This is a genomic window from Knoellia koreensis (assembly GCF_013041615.1).
Taxonomy (GTDB): domain Bacteria; phylum Actinomycetota; class Actinomycetes; order Actinomycetales; family Dermatophilaceae; genus Pedococcus; species Pedococcus koreensis.
This window is the reverse complement of record NZ_JABEPQ010000001.1, coordinates 802,453-820,773: the sequence shown is the minus strand read 5'-3', so window position 1 is coordinate 820,773 and position 18,321 is coordinate 802,453. Positions and strand designations below refer to the sequence as shown.

General features: G+C 70.5%; 16 protein-coding genes and 1 pseudogene. 10 read left to right on the top strand and 7 right to left on the bottom strand.

The window, feature by feature from the left end; genetic code table 11:
- Positions 1-5: 5 nt before the first annotated feature.
- Both HJG52_RS04100 and HJG52_RS04095 read left to right on the top strand, forming a co-directional pair.
- Positions 6-1,166, top strand: a complete 1,161-nt coding sequence (locus HJG52_RS04100) for a ferrochelatase (RefSeq protein ID WP_171242243.1) — start codon at positions 6-8, stop codon at positions 1,164-1,166.
- 1 nt (position 1,167) lies between these two features.
- Positions 1,168-2,022, top strand: a complete 855-nt coding sequence (locus tag HJG52_RS04095; protein ID WP_346767558.1) for an inositol monophosphatase family protein — start codon at positions 1,168-1,170, stop codon at positions 2,020-2,022.
- 13 nt (positions 2,023-2,035) lie between these two features.
- Here the strand turns inward: HJG52_RS04095 and HJG52_RS04090 are convergent, their stop codons facing one another.
- The gene (locus tag HJG52_RS04090; RefSeq protein ID WP_171242242.1) at positions 2,036-2,221 is read right to left on the bottom strand and encodes a hypothetical protein; all 186 of its coding nucleotides are present in this window, start codon (positions 2,219-2,221) and stop codon (positions 2,036-2,038) included.
- A 342-nt stretch (positions 2,222-2,563) separates the two neighbouring features.
- On the opposite strand from HJG52_RS04090, the gene HJG52_RS04085 reads away from it, so the two are divergent.
- The 5 genes from HJG52_RS04085 to HJG52_RS04065 are packed head-to-tail and all read left to right on the top strand — an operon-like array spanning position 2,564 to position 5,340.
- A complete protein-coding gene (locus tag HJG52_RS04085; RefSeq protein WP_171242241.1) occupies positions 2,564-2,863 on the top strand; it encodes a DUF4193 domain-containing protein in 300 nt (99 codons plus the stop codon).
- A gap of 39 nt (positions 2,864-2,902) precedes the next feature.
- Positions 2,903-3,394: a dUTP diphosphatase gene (gene dut / locus HJG52_RS04080; protein WP_171242240.1), complete on the top strand. Its 492-nt coding sequence runs from the start codon at positions 2,903-2,905 to the stop codon at positions 3,392-3,394.
- 9 nt (positions 3,395-3,403) lie between these two features.
- Positions 3,404-4,267, top strand: coding sequence for a DUF3710 domain-containing protein (locus tag HJG52_RS04075; protein ID WP_171242239.1), 864 nt, complete (start codon positions 3,404-3,406; stop codon positions 4,265-4,267).
- A 7-nt stretch (positions 4,268-4,274) separates the two neighbouring features.
- Entirely contained in the window at positions 4,275-4,658 is a 384-nt protein-coding gene (locus HJG52_RS04070) for an OB-fold nucleic acid binding domain-containing protein (RefSeq protein ID WP_171242238.1), read from the top strand.
- Positions 4,648-5,340: a DUF3159 domain-containing protein gene (locus HJG52_RS04065; RefSeq protein ID WP_171242237.1), complete on the top strand. Its 693-nt coding sequence runs from the start codon at positions 4,648-4,650 to the stop codon at positions 5,338-5,340. The genes HJG52_RS04070 and HJG52_RS04065 overlap by 11 nt, the downstream gene beginning before the upstream one ends.
- On the opposite strand, the gene HJG52_RS04060 is transcribed toward HJG52_RS04065, so the two are convergent.
- Complete coding sequence (locus HJG52_RS04060) at positions 5,303-5,983, bottom strand: potassium channel family protein (RefSeq protein ID WP_171242236.1); 681 nt, start codon at positions 5,981-5,983, stop codon at positions 5,303-5,305. The genes HJG52_RS04065 and HJG52_RS04060 overlap by 38 nt on opposite strands.
- A 15-nt stretch (positions 5,984-5,998) precedes the next feature.
- Positions 5,999-6,667: an NAD-binding protein gene (locus tag HJG52_RS04055; RefSeq protein ID WP_171242235.1), complete on the bottom strand. Its 669-nt coding sequence runs from the start codon at positions 6,665-6,667 to the stop codon at positions 5,999-6,001.
- Positions 6,668-6,758: 91 nt separating this feature from the next.
- On the opposite strand from HJG52_RS04055, the pseudogene HJG52_RS04050 reads away from it, so the two are divergent.
- The 3 genes and pseudogenes from HJG52_RS04050 (at position 6,759) to acnA (ending at position 13,012) form a co-directional block, all read left to right on the top strand.
- Positions 6,759-8,768, top strand: a pseudogene (locus tag HJG52_RS04050) (APC family permease).
- Complete coding sequence (locus HJG52_RS04045) at positions 8,765-10,099, top strand: class I SAM-dependent RNA methyltransferase (RefSeq protein WP_171242234.1); 1,335 nt, start codon at positions 8,765-8,767, stop codon at positions 10,097-10,099. The pseudogene HJG52_RS04050 and the gene HJG52_RS04045 overlap by 4 nt, the downstream one beginning before the upstream one ends.
- A gap of 129 nt (positions 10,100-10,228) precedes the next feature.
- Entirely contained in the window at positions 10,229-13,012 is a 2,784-nt protein-coding gene (acnA, locus tag HJG52_RS04040) for an aconitate hydratase AcnA (protein WP_171242233.1), read from the top strand.
- A 110-nt stretch (positions 13,013-13,122) separates the two neighbouring features.
- Here acnA and HJG52_RS04035 read toward each other — a convergent pair whose 3' ends face one another.
- The 4 genes from HJG52_RS04035 to HJG52_RS04020 form a co-directional block, all read right to left on the bottom strand.
- A complete protein-coding gene (locus tag HJG52_RS04035) occupies positions 13,123-13,494 on the bottom strand; it encodes a nucleoside triphosphate pyrophosphohydrolase (protein WP_171242232.1) in 372 nt (123 codons plus the stop codon).
- A 139-nt stretch (positions 13,495-13,633) separates the two neighbouring features.
- Positions 13,634-14,569 (bottom strand): SGNH/GDSL hydrolase family protein, encoded by a 936-nt coding sequence (locus HJG52_RS04030; RefSeq protein WP_171242231.1) that lies wholly within the window; start codon positions 14,567-14,569, stop codon positions 13,634-13,636.
- Positions 14,570-14,834: 265 nt separating this feature from the next.
- On the bottom strand, positions 14,835-16,853 hold the full coding sequence (locus tag HJG52_RS04025; protein WP_171242230.1) for a vWA domain-containing protein: 2,019 nt from the start codon (positions 16,851-16,853) through the stop codon (positions 14,835-14,837).
- Positions 16,846-18,279: a magnesium chelatase ATPase subunit I gene (locus HJG52_RS04020; protein ID WP_346767556.1), complete on the bottom strand. Its 1,434-nt coding sequence runs from the start codon at positions 18,277-18,279 to the stop codon at positions 16,846-16,848. The genes HJG52_RS04025 and HJG52_RS04020 overlap by 8 nt, the downstream gene beginning before the upstream one ends.
- Positions 18,280-18,321 lie beyond the last annotated feature (42 nt).

Sequence of the window (18,321 nt, the reverse complement as noted above, 5' to 3'; positions counted from 1 at the left end):
CACCGATGACCCAGCAACCCCAGCATCCCGAACAAGCCGAGCAGTCCGACCAGCCGGACGCAGGCCCGCTCGAGCCATACGACGGCATACTCCTGCTGTCGTTCGGTGGCCCCGAGAAGGCCGAGGACGTCCTGCCGTTCCTGCGCCGAGTGACGGCGGGGCGCGGCATTCCCGACGAGCGGCTCGAGCAGGTGGGGGAGCACTACTACGGCTTCGGCGGGCGCAGCCCGATCAACGACCAGAACCGCGCCCTCATCGCCGCACTGCGCGCCGAGCTCGACCGACGCGACATCTCGACGCCGATCATCTGGGGCAACCGCAACTTCACCCCGTTCACCGCGGAGGCGTTCGCCGAGGCGCAGGAGCGGGGGATGCGGCGCATCGTCACCGTCCTCACCAGCGCCTACCAGTCGTACTCCTCGTGCCGGCAGTACCGCGAGGACCTCGCGGCAGCGGACGCCGAGGTGTCCGAGCAGGGTCCCGCCATCGAGGTCGACAAGGTGCGCCCGTACGCGAACCACCCGGGTTTCTCGCGCACCAACACCCGGCTCGTCACCGAGGCGGTCCGCGGCCTGTTGCGCGAGGGCGTCGACCCGGCAACGGTACGCCTGCTGTGCGTCACCCACTCGATCCCGGACGCCATGGACGACACCTCCGGCCCGGGTGACGAGGACGGAAACGCCTACTCACGCCAGCACATCCAGCTCGGTGCCGCCATCACCGAGGAGGTCAACGCCACGCTCGACACGGACCTCGAGGGCGAGCTGGTCTTCTGCTCCCGCTCCGGCCCGCCGACCCAGCCCTGGCTCGAGCCGGACGTCAACGACCGGCTCGAGGAGCTCGCGGCCGACGGCGTGCAGACCGTCGTGCTGGCGCCGATCGGGTTCGTGTCCGACCACATGGAGGTCGTCTACGACCTCGACACCGAGGCCGCCGCCACCGCCGAGAAGCTCGGGCTGCGGCTGGTGCGGGTACCGACCGTCGGGGTGGACCCGGAGTTCGTGTCGGGTCTCGTCGACCTCCTGCTCGAGCGCGCCGCCGAGGCACGCGGGGAGGACCCGGTCCGCCCTGTCTGGCCCGGACGCACGGCGCCACCCTCGGTCTGCGCCCCTGGGTGCTGCCCCAACCTGCGCACCGCGCGCCCGGCGCTGTGCGGACGGGACTGACGTGGACGGCATACCCGACGACGCCCAGCTCGCCGAGCTCGAGCAGGTCGCCCTGACCGTCGCGGGCGAGGCCGGGCGCTTCGTCGTCGACGAACGACCCGACCACCTCGGCGTCGCCCGGACCAAGTCCTCCGCCACGGACGTCGTGACGGTCATGGACCAGGGCGCCCAGGACCTCATCCGCGCCCGGCTCCAGGGGCTGCGCCCTAGCGATGCCTTCCTCGGCGAGGAGGAGGGCGGCAGCGCCGGCGACTCCGGCCTCACCTGGGTGGTCGACCCCATCGACGGCACCGTCAACTACCTCTACCGCATCCCGTCGTATGCCGTGTCCGTGGCGGCCGTCGTCGGCGACCCACGGGTGCCCGGACAGTGGGCGCCGGTGGCGGGTGCGGTCGTCAACCCGGTCACCGGCGAGGTCTTCCACGCCCGGGTCGGAGGCGGAGCCTGGGTGAGTGGCGCCGACGGCAGGGAACGGCGCCTCGCGATGGCGCCGCCACCCGACCTGGACCAGGCCCTCGTGGGGACCGGCTTCGGGTATGCCGTGCAGCGTCGCCGTTGGCAGGCTGCGATGTTGCTCGAGGTGCTGCCCCAGGTCCGGGACATCCGCCGCATCGGCAGCGCCGCCCTTGACATCTGTGCGGTGGCGGCCGGGAACCTCGATGCCTACTACGAACGCGGCCTCAACCCGTGGGACATGGCAGCCGCGTGGCTGGTGCTGACCGAGGCCGGCGGGACGTTCACCGGTCTCGCAGGCGGCCCGCCGGAGGGAGCGATGGTCGTCGCCGCGGCCGAGCCGCTGCACGGCCAGCTCGAGGTGGTCCTGGGCGCCGCGGCCGACGCGGCAGGGCAGGAGTGAGGCGGGCCGGGCCTCAGGCGGCGGAGTAGTCGCGCAGGGCCGCGACCCGCAGCCCGTGCTCGTCGGCGAGCCGGGCGAGGTTCTCCAGCTCGGCCTCGTGGACCGAGACCAGGTAGTCGTCGCCGCTGCGGCGGGCCGCCTGGAGGCTCTCGGTCGCCCGCGCGGCGCGCTGGGAGATCTCGGAGTGGAACTCGGTCATGACTGCACCCCTCTCGGTGGTCCTCGGACACACCGCCCCCGGGTGGGGCCGCCGTCCGGAGCAAGGACTCTAACCACGCCAACGCAGCAGGGACCCCCTCGGATGCCCCGGATGGGTGAAATCTGGGTGAACGCAGACCATTCCTTGGTGCGTTGTCCACGGGTCGGTCCGGGGCCGGCTGGACCATTTGCCGACCCGGTGGTGACGCCGCGCGGAAGATGAGGCACAATCCCCGCCTGCGGTGGGCACAAAACCGCAGCCACCTGCGTTACACCGGCGAGTCCGCTCCCCGGCCAGCGGGGACCAGACGTTGATGAGAGAACAGGGAGAGCGACAGCGACCATGGCGACTGACTACGACGCGCCGCGCAAGACCGACGACGACCTGTCCGAGGACTCGCTGGAGGAGCTGAAGTCACGTCGCGTCGACAAGAGCGCAAGCAGCGTCGACGTCGACGAGACCGAGCAGGCCGAGGGCTTTGAGCTGCCCGGAGCCGATCTGTCCGGCGAGGAACTCTCGGTGCGGGTCATCCCGCGGCAGAACGACGAGTTCACGTGTTCCAAGTGCTTCCTGGTGCACCACCGCAGCCAGCTCGCGAGTGAGAAGGGCGGCGTGCTGGTCTGCCGGGAGTGCGCGGCCTAGGTGAACACCACCCCACGAGACGAGACGGGGCCAGTCCTGGTGACTGGCCCCGCTCGCGTTCCCGCCACCGTCGAGGTGGCACTGCGGCGACTCGACCCCGAGCTGCCCGTGCCGGCATACGCCCACGCCGGTGACGCGGGCGCGGACCTGCACGCCGCCACCGAGGTGACGCTGGGACCCGGCGAGCGGACCCTTGTCCCGACCGGCGTCGCGCTCGCGATCCCCGAGGGGTTCGTGGGGCTCGTGCACCCGCGGTCCGGGCTGGCCGCGCGGCACGGCATCAGCATCGTCAACGCGCCCGGCACGGTCGACGCCGGCTACCGGGGGGAGATCCTGGTCAACCTCGTCAACCTCGACCCGCGCGAGGCCTTCACGGTGCGCCGTGGCGACCGCATCGCCCAGCTGGTCGTCCAGGAGGTGGCCAGGGTGAGCTTTGTGGAGGTCGATTCGCTCGACGACACCCCGCGGGGGGACACTGGGCACGGAGCAAGTGGTGGTTTCGGCCAGCACACCGCGACGACAAAGGACTGACGACAAGCAGTGGCACTCTTTCGACGCAACAAGAACACCGAGCCGGACGTCCAGCAGGACACGGACCTGACCGGCGAGGCCGCCGAGGACACGACCGCGGACGTGACCGACACGGGTGAGGTGACCAACGCGGCTGACGAGACCGGCGACGACGCGGCCGCGGACCCGGAGCCCGGCACGCCCCGCGGGCGACGCGACGAGCTCGGTCCGTTCGACAGCTCGGAGGTGGACGGCGAGGACGGCCGGCTCGACCTGGGCGCCCTGCGCATCCAGGGCGTGCCCGGCATGGAGCTGCGGCTCGAGATCGACGAGAGCGCCGACCAGGTCGTCGGCGCCACCGCGGTCATCGGTGAGAGCGCCGTGCAGCTGCAGGCCTTCGCCGCCCCGAAGACCATGGGCATCTGGGACGACATCCGCGCCGAGATCGCCGAGTCGATCATCAGCCAGGGCGGTACCGCCGACGAGGCGCACGGCGAGCTGGGGCGTGAGCTGCGCACCCGGATGCCGTCGGCCGGCCCCGACGGGCGCACCGTGTTCGCCCCCGCCCGGTTCGCCGGGGTGGACGGCCCGCGCTGGTTCCTGCGCGCCGTCTTCTCCGGGCGCGCCGCGATCGACGACGACGCGGCCGCGCCCCTCGTGGAGTTCGTGCGTGGCACCGTCGTGGTGCGTGGCGAGGAGGCCATGGCGCCCCGCGAGATGCTCACCCTCACCCTGCCGCAGCAGGTGCAGGAGCAGGCCGACGAGGCTGGCGAGGGCACCGACGGCACCGACGGCACGGACCACACTGATGGCACGGACCACACCGGCAACCCCCGACGCGCTGATGACCTCAAGCCGTTCGAACGGGGCCCAGAGATCACCGAGGTCAGGTAGGCACGACATGTCGCACGACACCAAGACCCCACTGGGCAAGCTGGGGGAGCGACTCACCAAGTCCGTCACCCAGATCGAGGCCGACGAGCTCCAGGAGGACTCGGCCCGGATGGGGTGCACCCGCATGTGTGACCTCGTCGACCGGCAGGAGGCCACCGTCTCCGGCACCGTCAAGGCCGTCACGTTGCGCCCGCGCGTCAACGTGCCCGCCCTCGTGGTCGACCTCTACGACGGCAGCCGCACCATCAACCTCGTGTGGCTAGGCCGGCGCACCATCTCGGGGATCGAGCCCGGCACCTACGTGCGCGCCAACGGCCGGGTCACCTGGATCAAGGGCACCCCGACCATCTTCAACCCGGCATACGAGATCGTCCCGCTGCGTGCCCACTGACCAGCCGGCCGGCACGACCGTCGAGGAGGTCATCCGGCACCGGTTGTCGGCCGTCCTCGGCGGTTGGCGCGGCTCGCTGGAGACCGCGCTGCCGACCTTGGCGTTCGTCATCGCCTGGGTGTGGCGCGACGACCTGCGCACCGCCGTCGGTGCGGCTGTGGTCGCCACCGTGGTGCTCGCGGTCGTGCGCATCGCGCAGCGCCAGAGCGTCAAGTACGTGCTGCAGGCGGTGTTCCCGACGGCCATCGCCGCCTTCTTCGCGCTGCGTTCCGGCCGCGCGGAGGACGCGTTCCTGCCGGGCATCATCTGGAATGCCGTGATGGCTGCGGTCGCGGTCGTCTCCGTCGTCACCCGATGGCCGCTCGTGGGCTTCATGGTGGCGGCCGGCGACCCCGAGCTCGCCGAGGACCCGCTGGGGTGGCGGCGCGACCGCGGTCTGGTGCGCGTGTGCGTCCGGCTCACGCTCGTGCTGATCGCCGTGTTCGCCGTGCGGCTGGCGATCATGGTGCCGCTCTACCTCGCCGGTCAGGTGGCCGCGCTCGGCGTCGCCAAGGTCGTCCTCGGCTGGCCGCTGTGGCTCGCCGGGGTGGCGGTGATGGGGGTGCTGCTCGTCCGCGGGCGGACGCCGAGCGACCTCGCCGCGGCTAGTCCTGCGAGCGCGGCACCCGCTGACCCGGGCTGAGCATCGACTCGAGCTCGTCCTCGACGTCGGGCGTGCTGATGAACAGCAGCTCGTCGTGCGGCTCCAGTGAGTCGTCGCGGCTCGGGGCGATGGGGTGGTCCTCGCGGATGATGCCGACGAGGACGGTCTCGCCGGGGAAGTCGACGTCGCCGACGCGCTTGCCGGCATACGGGCTGTCGGCCGGCAGGGTGAGCTCGACCATGGTCGCCGCGCCCTGCTGGAACTGGAAGATGCGCACGAGGTCGCCGACGCTGACGGCCTCCTCGACGAGCGCGGTCATGAGCCGCGGCGTCGACACGGCGACGTCGACGCCCCAGGCCTCGTCGAACATCCACTCGTTCTTCGGGTTGTTGACGCGCGCCACGGTCCGGGGCACCCCGAACTCGGTCTTGGCGAGCAGCGAGACGACGAGGTTGACCTTGTCGTCACCGGTGGCGGCGACGACGACGTCACAGTCCTCGAGCCCGGCCTCGCGCAGCGAGGTGATCTCGCAGGCGTCCGCGAGCAGCCAGCTGGCGTCGGGGATGCGGCTCTGGATCTCCTTGCGCTCCTTGTCCATGAGGAGCACCTGGTGGCCGTTGTGCAGCAGCTCGCGGGCGATCGAACGGCCCACGCTGCCGGCCCCGGCGATGACGACACGCATTGAGGGTCCTCCTGGTCAGTGGTCGCTCGGGGCGGGCGGTGCGTCGAGGGTGCGTTCGACCCCGGCCAGCTCACCGGCGAGGGTCGCGAGGTGCACGAGGTCACCTTCCTGGAACACCGTGTCGGCGCCGGGCAGGATCGCCGCGCCGAGGCGGGTGAGGTACGCCGCGCGCGACCCGGTCGCTTCCTCGAGGTCGCTGATGCGCCGGCCGACCCAGCCCGGGTTGACGGGCACCTCGGCGATGACGACGTTGCCCGACGGGTCGACCAGCTCGGGCACGTGGCCCTGGGGCAGCAGCCGGCGCAGCATCTGGTCGGCGGTCCACTTGACCGTGGCCACCGTGGGGATGCCGAGCCGCTGGTAGACCTCGGCGCGGCCGGGGTCGTAGATGCGGGCCACGACGTGCTCGACGCCGAAGGTCTCGCGGGCGACCCGCGCGGCCAGGATGTTGGAGTTGTCACCGCTGGAGACGGCCGCGAACGCGTAGGCGTCGCGGATGCCGGCCTCCTCGAGGGTGTCGCGGTCGAAGCCGACCCCGGTGATGCGCCGGCCCTCGAAGGCCGAGCCGAGCCGGCGGAACGCCGACTCCTCCTGGTCGATGACGGCGACGTCGTGGCCCTGGGCCTCGAGGCTGAGGGCGAGCGACGAGCCGACGCGGCCGCAGCCCATGATCACGAAATGCACGACGCCGACGCTACACCGGCACCGTCCACCCGGTGGTGCTGGTCTCCGGGGTGGCGCGCAACACCCATCGGCGCGCCCTAGAGTGTTCGCCGTGTCTACCCCCGGACGCGTCCTCAAGCGTGTGCTCGTCGGACGTGCGATGCGCAGTGACCGCCTCGGCGAGACGCTGCTGCCCAAGAAGCTCGCGCTACCCATCTTCGCCAGCGACGCACTGTCGTCGGTGGCGTACGCGCCCGACGAGATCTTCCTGACCCTCGGCCTCGCCGGCGGGTTCCTCGCGCTGACGCACTCGTGGCAGATCGGCCTGTGCGTCGTCGCCGTCATGCTCGTCGTGGTCGCCTCCTACCGGCAGAACGTCCACGCCTACCCCTCCGGCGGTGGCGACTACGAGGTGGCCAACACCAACCTCGGCCCGAAGGCCGGCCTGACGGTGGCCTCTGCGCTGCTGGTCGACTACGTGCTGACCGTCGCGGTGTCGATCTCCTCCGGTGTGCAGAACGCCGCGGCGGCGCTGCCGTTCATCCGCGGGCACGAGGTGTGGGTGGCGGTCGCGCTGGTCGCGCTGCTCACCGCGATGAACCTGCGCGGCGTGCGCGAGTCCGGCCAGGCCTTCGCGATCCCGGTCTACCTCTTCATGCTCAGCGTCATCGGCATGGGTGTCGTCGGGCTCATCCGCGAGCTCGGCGGCAACCTGCCGCAGGCGGAGAGCGCGTCGCTGCGGCTGGCGCCCGAAGCGGGCTTCGAGTCACTCGGACAGTTCGCGATGATGTTCCTGCTGCTGCGCGCCTTCTCCTCCGGCTGTGCCGCGCTCACCGGTGTGGAGGCGATCTCCAACGGCGTCCCGGCCTTCCAGAAGCCCAAGTCCAAGAACGCCGCGACGACCCTGCTGATGATGGGCCTCATCGCCGTCACCATGCTCATGTCGATGCTGCTGCTCGCCAAGGCCACCGGCATCAAGTACGCCGAGGACCCGCAGAAGCAGCTGATCCAGGCCAACGGCAAACCGGTCCCGGCCGACTACGTCCAGGACACGATCATGGGCCAGGTCTCCAAGGCCGTGTTCCAGGGCTTCCAGCCCGGCGTGATCCTCGTGTCCATCGTGGCCGGCGTCATTCTCATCCTCGCCGCCAACACGGCATTCAACGGGTTCCCGGTGCTGGGCTCGATCCTGGCCAAGGATGGCTACCTGCCGCGCCAGCTGCACACCCGCGGTGACCGCCTCGCGTTCTCCAACGGCATCCTCATCCTCGCCGGTGCCGCCGCCTTCCTGATCATCCTGTACGACGCCCAGGTGACGAAGCTGATCCAGCTCTACATCGTCGGTGTCTTCGTGTCGTTCACGCTGAGCCAGATCGGCATGATCAAGCACTGGAACCGGCACCTGCGGCTGGAGCGGGACAAGTCCGAGCGGGCCCGGATGATGCGCAGCCGGGTCATCAACGCCGTGGGCGCGACGATGTCGGGCACGGTGCTCGTCGTGGTGCTGCTGACCAAGTTCGTCCACGGCGCCGGGTACGCCATCGCGGCGATGGTGGTGCTCTTCTTCATCATGCTGCGCATCCACAAGCACTACGACCGGGTGCGGGACGAGCTGCGGGTGAGCGAGGACGACGTCGAGCAGCAGCTGCTCCCCAGCCGGGTGCACGCCATCGTGCTGGTCTCCAAGATCCACAAGCCGACGCTGCGTGCGCTCGCCTACGCGCGCGCCACCCGCCCGAACCGGCTCGAGGCCGTCACGGTCAACGTCTAGCCCGACGAGACCAAGGCCCTGCAGGAGGAGTGGGACCGGCGTGAGATCCCGGTGCCGCTCAAGGTGCTCGACTCGCCGTACCGCGAGATCACGCGTCCGATCGTCGACTACGTGAAGTCGATCCGCTCTGGCCACCCGCGTGACGTCGTCATCGTCTACATCCCCGAGTACGTCCTCGGGAAGTGGTACGAGCAGGTGCTGCACAACCAGAGTGCGTTGCGGCTCAAGGGTCGTCTGCTCTTCACGCCGGGCGTGATGGTGGCAAGCGTGCCGTGGCAGCTCGAGTCCTCGGAGGGCCAGGAGGAGCGGTTCGACGGCCCCACGGCCGGCTCGGTCCGCCTGGGTCAGTGAGCGAGCTGCGGGTCGGCGACGAGGTCGAGCTCGACGTCGGACCGGTCGCCCACGGCGGCTTCTGCGTCGCGCGGCACGAGGGCCGGGTCGTCTTCGTCCGGCTGGCTCTGCCGGGGGAGCGGGTACTCGCCCGGGTGACCGAGGCGCGCGAGGGGCAGCGGTTCGTGCGCGCCGAGGCGGTCGAGGTGCTGACGCCGAGTCCGCACCGGGTGCCGCCCCCGTGTCGGTATGCCGTCCCGGGGCAGTGCGGTGGGTGCGACTTCCAGCAGGCCGACGTTGCGTACCAACGGGACCTGAAGGCGGCGGTGGTGCGCGAGCAGCTGGAGCGCTTGGCCGGGCTGCACCGCGACCTGGTGCACGGACTGGTCGTCGAGCCGCTGCCGGTGCCGGCCGAGGCGCAAGGTGAGATGCCGTCAGGCCTGGGGTGGCGTACGCGCGTCGAGTTCGCGGTCGACGAGGCCGGAGTGCCCGGTCTGCACCGGTACCGCTCGCACGAGGTGGTCCCCGTCGACACCTGTCTGATCGCCGACCCGCGGGTGCTGGCGACCGGCGTCCTCGGGCGCACGTGGCCGGGGGAGCGGGCCGTCGACGTGGTGGCGCCCTCCGTCGGCGAGGTCGTGGAGGTGCCGGTGCCGTCCGACCCCGGCGCACCCGTTGCATCGCCGACGGTGACGGAAGCCGTTGCTGCGCAAGGCTTCTCGGGAAACTTCGAGGTGTCGGCGCGCGGTTTCTGGCAGGTGCACCCGGGCGCCGCAGCGACCTTCGTCGACGTCGTCCTCGAGCTGCTGGACCCACAACCGGGCGAGACGGCCCTCGACCTGTATGCCGGCGTGGGCCTCTTCGCGGCCGCCCTCGCCTCCCGCGTTGGTGAGACCGGTCGCGTCGTCGCGGTGGAGTCCGACGCGTCGGCGACGCGAGCCGCGGAGGGCAACCTCGCGGCATACCCGTCGACGCTTGTCGTGGGGGCACGCGTCGATGACGCCTTCGGCGTCGCCCGGCCCGCGCGCAAGGGGGCCGCACGCCAGCGTGCCACCAGGCAGCGCAAGCTGCGTCGTAACCCGCTCCTGCCGCCCACTGCCGACGTCGTCGTCCTCGACCCGCCGCGCACCGGTGCCGGTCGGGGCGTGTGCGGCCAGGTGGCGGGGCTGGGGGCCCGGGCCATCGCCTACGTCGCCTGCGACCCGGCAGCGCTGGCCCGCGACACGGCATACCTGCGCGAACGCGGTTATGCGCTGCGCGCCCTGCGCGCGTTCGACGCGTTCCCCATGACCCACCACGTCGAGTGCATCGCGCTCTTCGCGCCGGGCGACCCCCCGGAAGACGGGGCCTGACGGGTTTCGCTCGGGCGTGGGGTGGAGCAGGATCGAAGGCAGCGGCGGTCCTCGCGACGTGATATCTTGACGTCAAGATAAATCGTGACGGACGAAGACGTCGGACCCGAGCATCGAAGGAGCCCGCAAGTGGCCAGCACGAACAGCTTCAACGCCCACGGTGAGCTGAAGGTCGGTGACAACTCCTACGAGATCTACCGGCTGTCGGCGGTCGAGGGCAGCGACACCCTCCCGTACAGCCTCAAGGTCTTGTTGGAGAACCTGTTGCGCACCGAGGACGGCGCCAACATCACCAAGGACCACATCAGCGCGCTCGGGTCGTGGAAGGCCGACGCCGAGCCCGACACGGAGATCCAGTTCACGCCGGCGCGCGTGATCATGCAGGACTTCACCGGTGTGCCCTGTGTCGTCGACCTCGCCACCATGCGCGAGGCCGTGGCCGACCTCGGCGGTGACCCGAGCAAGATCAACCCGCTCAGCCCGGCCGAGCTCGTCATCGACCACTCGGTGATCATCGACGTCTTCGGTCGCCCGGATGCGTTCGAGCGCAACGTCCAGATCGAGTACGAGCGCAACGGCGAGCGGTACCAGTTCCTGCGCTGGGGCCAGGGCGCGTTCGACGACTTCAAGGTCGTGCCGCCCGGCACCGGCATCGTCCACCAGGTCAACATCGAGCACCTCGCGCGCGTGGTCTTCGACCGCGACGGGGTGGCCTACCCCGACACCTGCGTCGGCACCGACTCGCACACGACGATGGTCAACGGCCTCGGTGTGCTGGGCTGGGGCGTCGGCGGCATCGAGGCCGAGGCGGCCATGCTCGGCCAGCCGGTGTCGATGCTCATCCCGCGGGTCGTCGGCTTCAAGCTCTCCGGCCAGATCCCTTCTGGCGCAACGGCAACCGACGTCGTGCTGACGATCACCGAGATGCTGCGCGAGCACGGTGTGGTCGGCAAGTTCGTCGAGTTCTACGGCGAGGGCGTGGCGGCGGTGCCGCTGGCCAACCGCGCGACCATCGGCAACATGAGCCCGGAGTTCGGGTCGACCTGTGCGATCTTCCCGATCGACGACGTGACGCTCGACTACCTGCGCCTCACCGGCCGGTCCGACGAGCAGGTCGCGCTGGTCGAGGCCTACGCCAAGGAGCAGGGCATGTGGCTCGACCCCTCCAAGGAGGCGCGCTACAGCGAGTACCTCGAGCTCGACCTGTCCACGGTCGTCCCGTCGATCGCCGGCCCCAAGCGTCCGCAGGACCGCATCGAGCTGGCCGGCGCCAAGGAGTCGTTCCGCAAGGTGCTGCCGACGTACGTCGCGCACGACGAGGGTGCCGACGGCGACGCGTCGTCGTTCCCGGCCAGCGACCCGACCCCGCAGGGCAGCCCGGACGGTCTCAACGGCGGCACCAAGCCCGCCGAGGAGGGTGACGGCAATGGCCGCCCGAGCAAGAAGGTGACCGTCACGAACGCCGACGGTGCGTCGTTCGAGATCGACCACGGCATCGTGTCGATCGCCTCGATCACGTCGTGCACCAACACCTCCAACCCGTCGGTCATGATGGCCGCGGCCATGCTGGCCAAGAACGCCGTGGACCGCGGGCTCACTGTGGCGCCGTGGGTGAAGACCTCGATGGCGCCCGGGTCGAAGGTCGTCACCGGCTACTACGACAAGGCCGGCATGTGGCCCTACCTCGAGAAGCTCGGCTTCCACCTGGTGGGTTACGGCTGCACCACCTGCATCGGCAACTCCGGCCCGCTGAACGAGGAGATTTCGGCGGCGATCCAGGAGAACGACCTGGCCGTGACGTCGGTCCTCTCGGGCAACCGCAACTTCGAGGGTCGCATCAACCCCGACGTGAAGATGAACTACCTTGCGTCGCCGCCGCTGGTCATCGCCTATGCCCTCGCCGGGACGATGGACTTCGACTTCGAGAACGAGCCGCTGGGACAGGGCACCGACGGCACGGACGTCTTCCTGCGCGACATCTGGCCCTCGCCAGACGACGTGGAGCGCACCATCGCCTCCTCGATCAACCAGGAGATGTTCACCCAGGACTACGCCGACGTGTTCGCCGGCGACCAGCGCTGGCAGTCGCTGCCGACGCCGGAGGGCAACACCTTCGAGTGGGCCGACGACTCGACCTACGTGCGCAAGCCCCCGTACTTCGAGGGCATGGGTATGGAGCCGGCTCCGGTCGAGGACATCTCGGGCGCGCGGGTCCTGGCCAAGCTGGGTGACTCGGTCACGACCGACCACATCAGCCCGGCCGGCTCGATCAAGGCCGACAGCCCGGCCGGCAAGTACCTCGCCGAGCACGGCGTCGACCGCAAGGACTTCAACTCCTACGGCTCGCGTCGTGGCAACCACGAGGTCATGATCCGCGGCACCTTCGCCAACATCCGCCTCAAGAACCAGCTGCTCGACGGCGTCGAGGGCGGGTTCACGCGGGACTTCACCAAGGGCGGTGAGCAGACGACGATCTACGACGCGGCGGAGGCCTACCGCGCCGCCGGCACGCCGCTGGTGATCCTGTCGGGCAAGGAGTACGGCTCGGGCTCGTCGCGTGACTGGGCGGCCAAGGGCACGCGCCTGCTGGGCGTCCGCGCCGTCATCGCCGAGAGTTACGAGCGCATCCACCGCTCGAACCTCATCGGCATGGGCGTCATCCCGCTGCAGTACCCGCAGGGCCAGAACGCCGACTCGCTGGGCCTCGACGGCACCGAGACGTTCTCGATCACCGGGATCACCGAGCTCAACGAGGGCCGGACGCCGAAGACGGTCAAGGTCACCGCGACCAAGGACGGCGGCGAGACCGTGGAGTTCGACGCGGTGGTCCGCATCGACACCCCCGGAGAGGCCGACTACTACCGCAACGGCGGCATCCTGCAGTACGTGCTCCGTTCGCTCGTCGCGAGCTGAGTCCGCTTCTGCTGCATGGGGTTTCGTCCCCACACGACAACTGAGGGGTATGCCGCGTGGTCACCACGCGGCATACCCCTTTCGTCGCGATCGGGGCCGGATCGGCCGGCTCAGGCGGGGACGGGCTCCTGCTCGTCGGTCTCGCGGAGGTCCGAGTCGTCGGAGGTGGTCACGAGGAAGACCCGCTCGTCGAAACCGCCACGAACGGTGCGCTTGAACTGCGCGGCCAGCGACACGTCGTCGAGGGAGAAGTCGAGCTCGGTGAGGAGGCTGGTGAGGACCTCCCACACGTCGGCCAGCTCGGGCAGCCGCTCGGCTTCGGTGGCATCACGCAGCTCCTGGGCCTCCTCGACGAGCTTGGCGAGCAGCGCGGTGCGGTACTCGTCGGGGGAGAGGCTGCGGGTGATCGGCTCGCTGCCGCGGGACCGGATGAGCTGCGGCACCCGGTCGCGGACGAGCTTGTGGTGTTCGACAACGGACATGTCGGACACCCTATGACCAGCGCAGAAGGCTCGCTTCGGCGGCTGTGACGGGTGGGGCTGCTGGGCGTCGACGGCAGTCGGTTCGAGGTAATAGTGCGCCGGAATCGGGGGCGCTATTACCTCGAACCGCGGGGGAGGGTCAGCGCAGCAGGTCCTCGACGAGGCCGGCCACGGCGACCTGCTCGTTCGCGAAGGGGTGGTAGTTCTGCGCCCGGCTGGGATCGGTGTACTGGCCGTTGATCCACGGGTCGGTCGAGCAGATGTCGTGGTCCCGGCTCGCCGACCACACGTCGACGTAGTCCGCCTGGTTGCTCATGGCCGCCTGACGCAGGGCGTCGGTGAGGCGCTTGTTGACCTGGACGGCATACCGGACGTCGCCGTCGGCCAGGGGCAGGCGGTCGGGGCAGGTGCCCTGGCGCGGCGCGATCTGCGGGTAACCGACGACGACGATGCGAGCGTTCGGCGATCGCTCGCGGATGGCGGCGACGACTGCCGAGACACGTTCGCGCGTCTGCTGGACGTCGGCGAGCAGCCGGTCGCGGCCGTCACTGCGCATCTCGTCGCGGCAGGGCGTGCCCGTCGGGTCGGAGGCACGTAGCGTCGGGCAGTAGCCGACGAGCGTCCCGAAGACGGTGAAGTCGTTCCCGCCGATGCTGACGGTCACGAGGTCGACATCGGGTGTCAGTGCGTCGAACTGCGGTGCCACGCCGGGGAGCTGGGACTGGGTCATGTCCTTGGTCTGCGCCCCGCTGCAGCTGCGGTCGACGAACGTGGTGATGTCGAGCGCCTTCGCGACGAGGGACGGGTAGTTGTTCGTCGAGCGGTAGCAGCCGCCGGCGATGTCCAGCTGCGGCACGAGCGGCGCGGCGGTGTAGGAGTCGCCGAGGGCGACATAGTGCTCGTATGCCGCGGGCTCGCCTGCGTGCCCGCGCGTGGCCGCGGCGTTGGTGGCCTTTGCCGGAGCCGAGTCGCCTTGTGCCGCAACGGATGCGGCGGTGGGACCGGTCACCAGGACGGCGGCCGCCCACAGGGCGGTGGTCAGCGCGCGGGTCCAGCGGCGCGGCGCGGTGCTCATCATCGAACTCCCTCGGGCAGGCGGCCAAGTGGTCGGTTCCACACTATGCAGCGGCGCAAGCCCTTGCCGATCGACTGCGACAGTGGTGCACTCGTACTAGTACAAATGAATGAGCCGGGAGAGCGAGACCGACCCAAGAGCTGGGAGCAGACCCCCGTGATGCTCCCTATCGGGCCCGGTCCGGTGCCGCGTCCCTGCCTCCTGCTCTGAGGCGTACTTCCCTCACAGGCGCGCGCACCGGGCCGTGCCCCTGATCGTGGTGCCCTCAGCCGGCCCAGAAGCCGCGCGTGCCGAACAGGTCGCCGAAGTGCTCCCGGTACGAGCCGCCCGCGCCCCGCGACCCCAGGTAGCTGCCGACGACCGCCGCCCCGAGGTCGTCGAGCTCGGGTGCGACGACGCGCCCCTGCACGCGGCGTGCCATCGACTCGATGAACCGCGCCAGGCCGGGGTCCTCACCGAGCCGGAAGAACGTCGCCTGTGCACCCATCCGGGCCACGGCGTCCAGCTCGCGCACGGTGTAGGCGATGGTCAGCGGGTGCGGTGGGTAGTCGAAGTAGACATCGCCGTCGGGTTCGAGGTGTGCCGTCGGCTCGCCATCGGTGACCACGAGCAGCACCGGCTGCGCGGTCGGGTGCTTGCGAAAGTGCCTCTGCGCCAACAACAACGCGTGGTGCAGGTTCGTGCCCTTCGCCCACTCCGCCTCCAGCGCGGTGAGCTGCTCGATCTCCATGACCTCGGCGTGGCGCCCGAACCCGATGAGCTGGAGGTGGTCGCCGCGGAACCGCGTCTGCACCAGGTGGTGCAGCGCCAGTGAGGTGCGTTTCATGGGCACCCACCGCCCGTCCATGGCCATCGAGAACGACGTGTCGACCAGCAGCGCGACCGCGGCCTGGAAGCGTGCCTCGGTCTCCTGCACCTCGACGTCGCGGATGTCGAGGCGTAAGCCGTGTCGCGTGTCCGCGCCCTCGCTCGCCGAGCGCAGGACGGCGTTGGTGACGGTGCGGGTCACGTCCCACGGCTGGGTGTCGCCGAACTGCCACTCGCGGGTGGCGCCGCTCGGTTCGGCTGCGGCTCCGGCCTGGCGGGTGTCGCGTTGTCCCTGGCGCCCGCTCAGCCGCTCGGCGACGTCCCTCAGGAGGGCCCGGCCCAGCTGACGCATTGCCTTGGGGGACAGACGAAGCTGACCGTCGGACGTGCGCCCGAGGTGCCCCGAGTCCCGCAGCGCGCGCTCCAGCTCGTTCAGCGTGCGTGCATCGACGGCGGCGTCCTCCCCGACGAGGCGGGCAAGGGCGTCGAGGTCGATGTCGTCCATCCGGGCGCCGGGGTAGGCCTGCGACAGCTGCTCGCTCAGCTGGTCGAGCGATGCCAGCTCCTGGAACGCCCCGGTGCCGTCCCCGAGCCCGAGACCCTCGGAGCCGCCGAACTGCTCCGACCCGCCCCAGTCCTCGCCGGGTCGCAACGCCTGCAGGTTCGAGTCGAGCTCGGACAGTGCCTCCATCAGCGCAGGACTGCCAAAGGCCTGTGCCGACAACGACATGAGCTCCTCACGCTGCTCCGGAGTCATCGAGTTGAGCATGCGCTGCGCGGCGGCGGACCGGGCGGCCAGGCTGTCGATGAGCTCGTCGACGTCCTGCGGGTTCTCGGGAAAGAAGTCCCCGTGCTTGTCCATGAACTCGCGGAACTGCTCGGCCGTGTCGTCCCCTCGCCGGTGTGCCGCGAGCAGGTCGTTGAGGTCCGCGAGCATCTGCTGGACCGCGGCACGGTCCTCGTCGCTCGCGTTCTCGAGCGCCTGCTTCATGCCGGCGAACCGCTGGTCCAGCGCCTCCCGCCCGAGCAGGTCCTTGATCCGTTCGTAGTCCGCTCGCGCCGACGACGACCGCCACTGGTAGCCGGACAGCTCGCTCACCGCACCGGCAGTCGACGGCGGCAGGTTCTCGATCTGCATCTCGGCGAACCGCGCCTCGTCGTCGAGGTCGCGGGCCAGCTGCTTGCGCTCCTCGAGCACCGCCCGATCGAGGAGCTCACGCACCTCACGCATGGTGCCGTCGAGCGAATGCCGTTGCAGCAGCTCCTGTTTGCGCTGCGCCACCCGCGCCGCGAGGTCGTCGAGGCCACGCTGGTCACGACCGCCGCGGCGCAGGTACTCGCGCAACGCGTGCTCGGCCGAGTAGCCCGCCATGACGTCCTCACCAATCGCGTCGAGGGCGTCGGCGAGGTCGACCGGCGGCGCGAGGGGGTCGGGGCCACCGGTGTAGCGCGCATATCGGGAGCGGTGCTCAGCCATAGACCGTCTCTCCGTCGGCGCTGTCCTTGTCGATGCGGCGGGCGAGGTAGAGCGCCTCGAGGGCGAGCTCGATGGCGCCTGCGCGCGTGCCGTCGGTCGTCGCACCGAGCCGGTCGGTGACCTGGTCGTAGAGGTCGGACTCGCCCAGCACGGGCAGGCCGGCCAGCACGTCCCGTGCCGTGACCTGCTCACCCGTGGTGACCGTCGCGCCCTCCTCGAGGGCGGAGACCAGCAGCGCCAGGTCGATGCCGCCGAGGTGGCTGCGGGCGGTCTCCGCAATCGCCGTGCGCAGCAGGTGGGTGAGGATGTCCTGCTCGCGGCCTTCCTCGCCGGTCTCGAACTCGATCTTGCCGCCGAGCACCTCGACAGCACTGTCGAGGTCGACGACGCGGGCGACAGCCTCGTCCTCACCCTGGCGCGTGGCGCGGTGAAGTGCAGCAGCAGCAACGGTTTCCGCGCCGGCAATGGCGAAACGCGCCGAGACACCCGATCGCTGGTCGACCGACGACGACTCGCGCAACCCGCGGGTGAACCGGGCCAGGATCTCGACCAGGTGGTCGGGCAGCTCGGCGACGAGGTCGGCCTCCTGCCGGATCACGGCCATCTCCGCCTCGAGCTCGCGTGGGTAGTGGGTGCGGATCTCGGCGCCGAAGCGGTCCTGGAGCGGGGTGATGATGCGCCCGCGGTTGGTGTAGTCCTCGGGGTTGGCGCTGGCGACGACGAGGACGTCGAGCGGCAGCCGCAGCACGTAGCCGCGGATCTGGATGTCGCGCTCCTCCATGACGTTGAGCATTGCGACCTGGATGCGCTCGGCGAGGTCGGGCAGCTCGTTGATGGCGACGATTCCCCTGTGGCTGCGGGGAATCAGCCCGAAGTGAATGGTCTCGGGGTCACCCAGCGAGCGACCCTCGGCGACCTTCATGGGGTCGACGTCACCGACGAGGTCGGCGACCGAGGTGTCCGGGGTGGCGAGCTTCTCGGCATACCGGTCGTCGCGGTGGCGCCACGTCACCGGGAGGTCGTCGCCGAGCTCGGCCACCCGCCGGACCGACTCGGGGGTGATGGGGGAGTAGGGGTGCTCGCCGAGCTCGGAGCCGTCGATGACGGGCGTCCACTCGTCGAGCAGCCCGACGAGGCTGCGCAGCAGCCGGGTCTTGCCCTGGCCGCGCTCACCGAGCAGGACGATGTCGTGACCGGCCAGCAGGGCGCGCTCGAGCTGGGGGATCACCGTGTCCTCGAAGCCGTGCAGGCCCGGCCACGGGTCCTCGCCGGCGGCGAGCTTCGCGACGAGGTTGTCGCGGATCTCCTGCCGCAGCGGCTTGCTCTCGTGGCCGGACTCGCGCAGCTGGCCGAGGGTCCGGGGGTCGGGGGGAGAGGACTGGGAAGTGGTGGAGGTGGACGTGGTCTCGGGTGCGGGGTGCGTCACCAAATCACGCTAACTCCGTTGCCGCGATTTGGGTATGCCGGG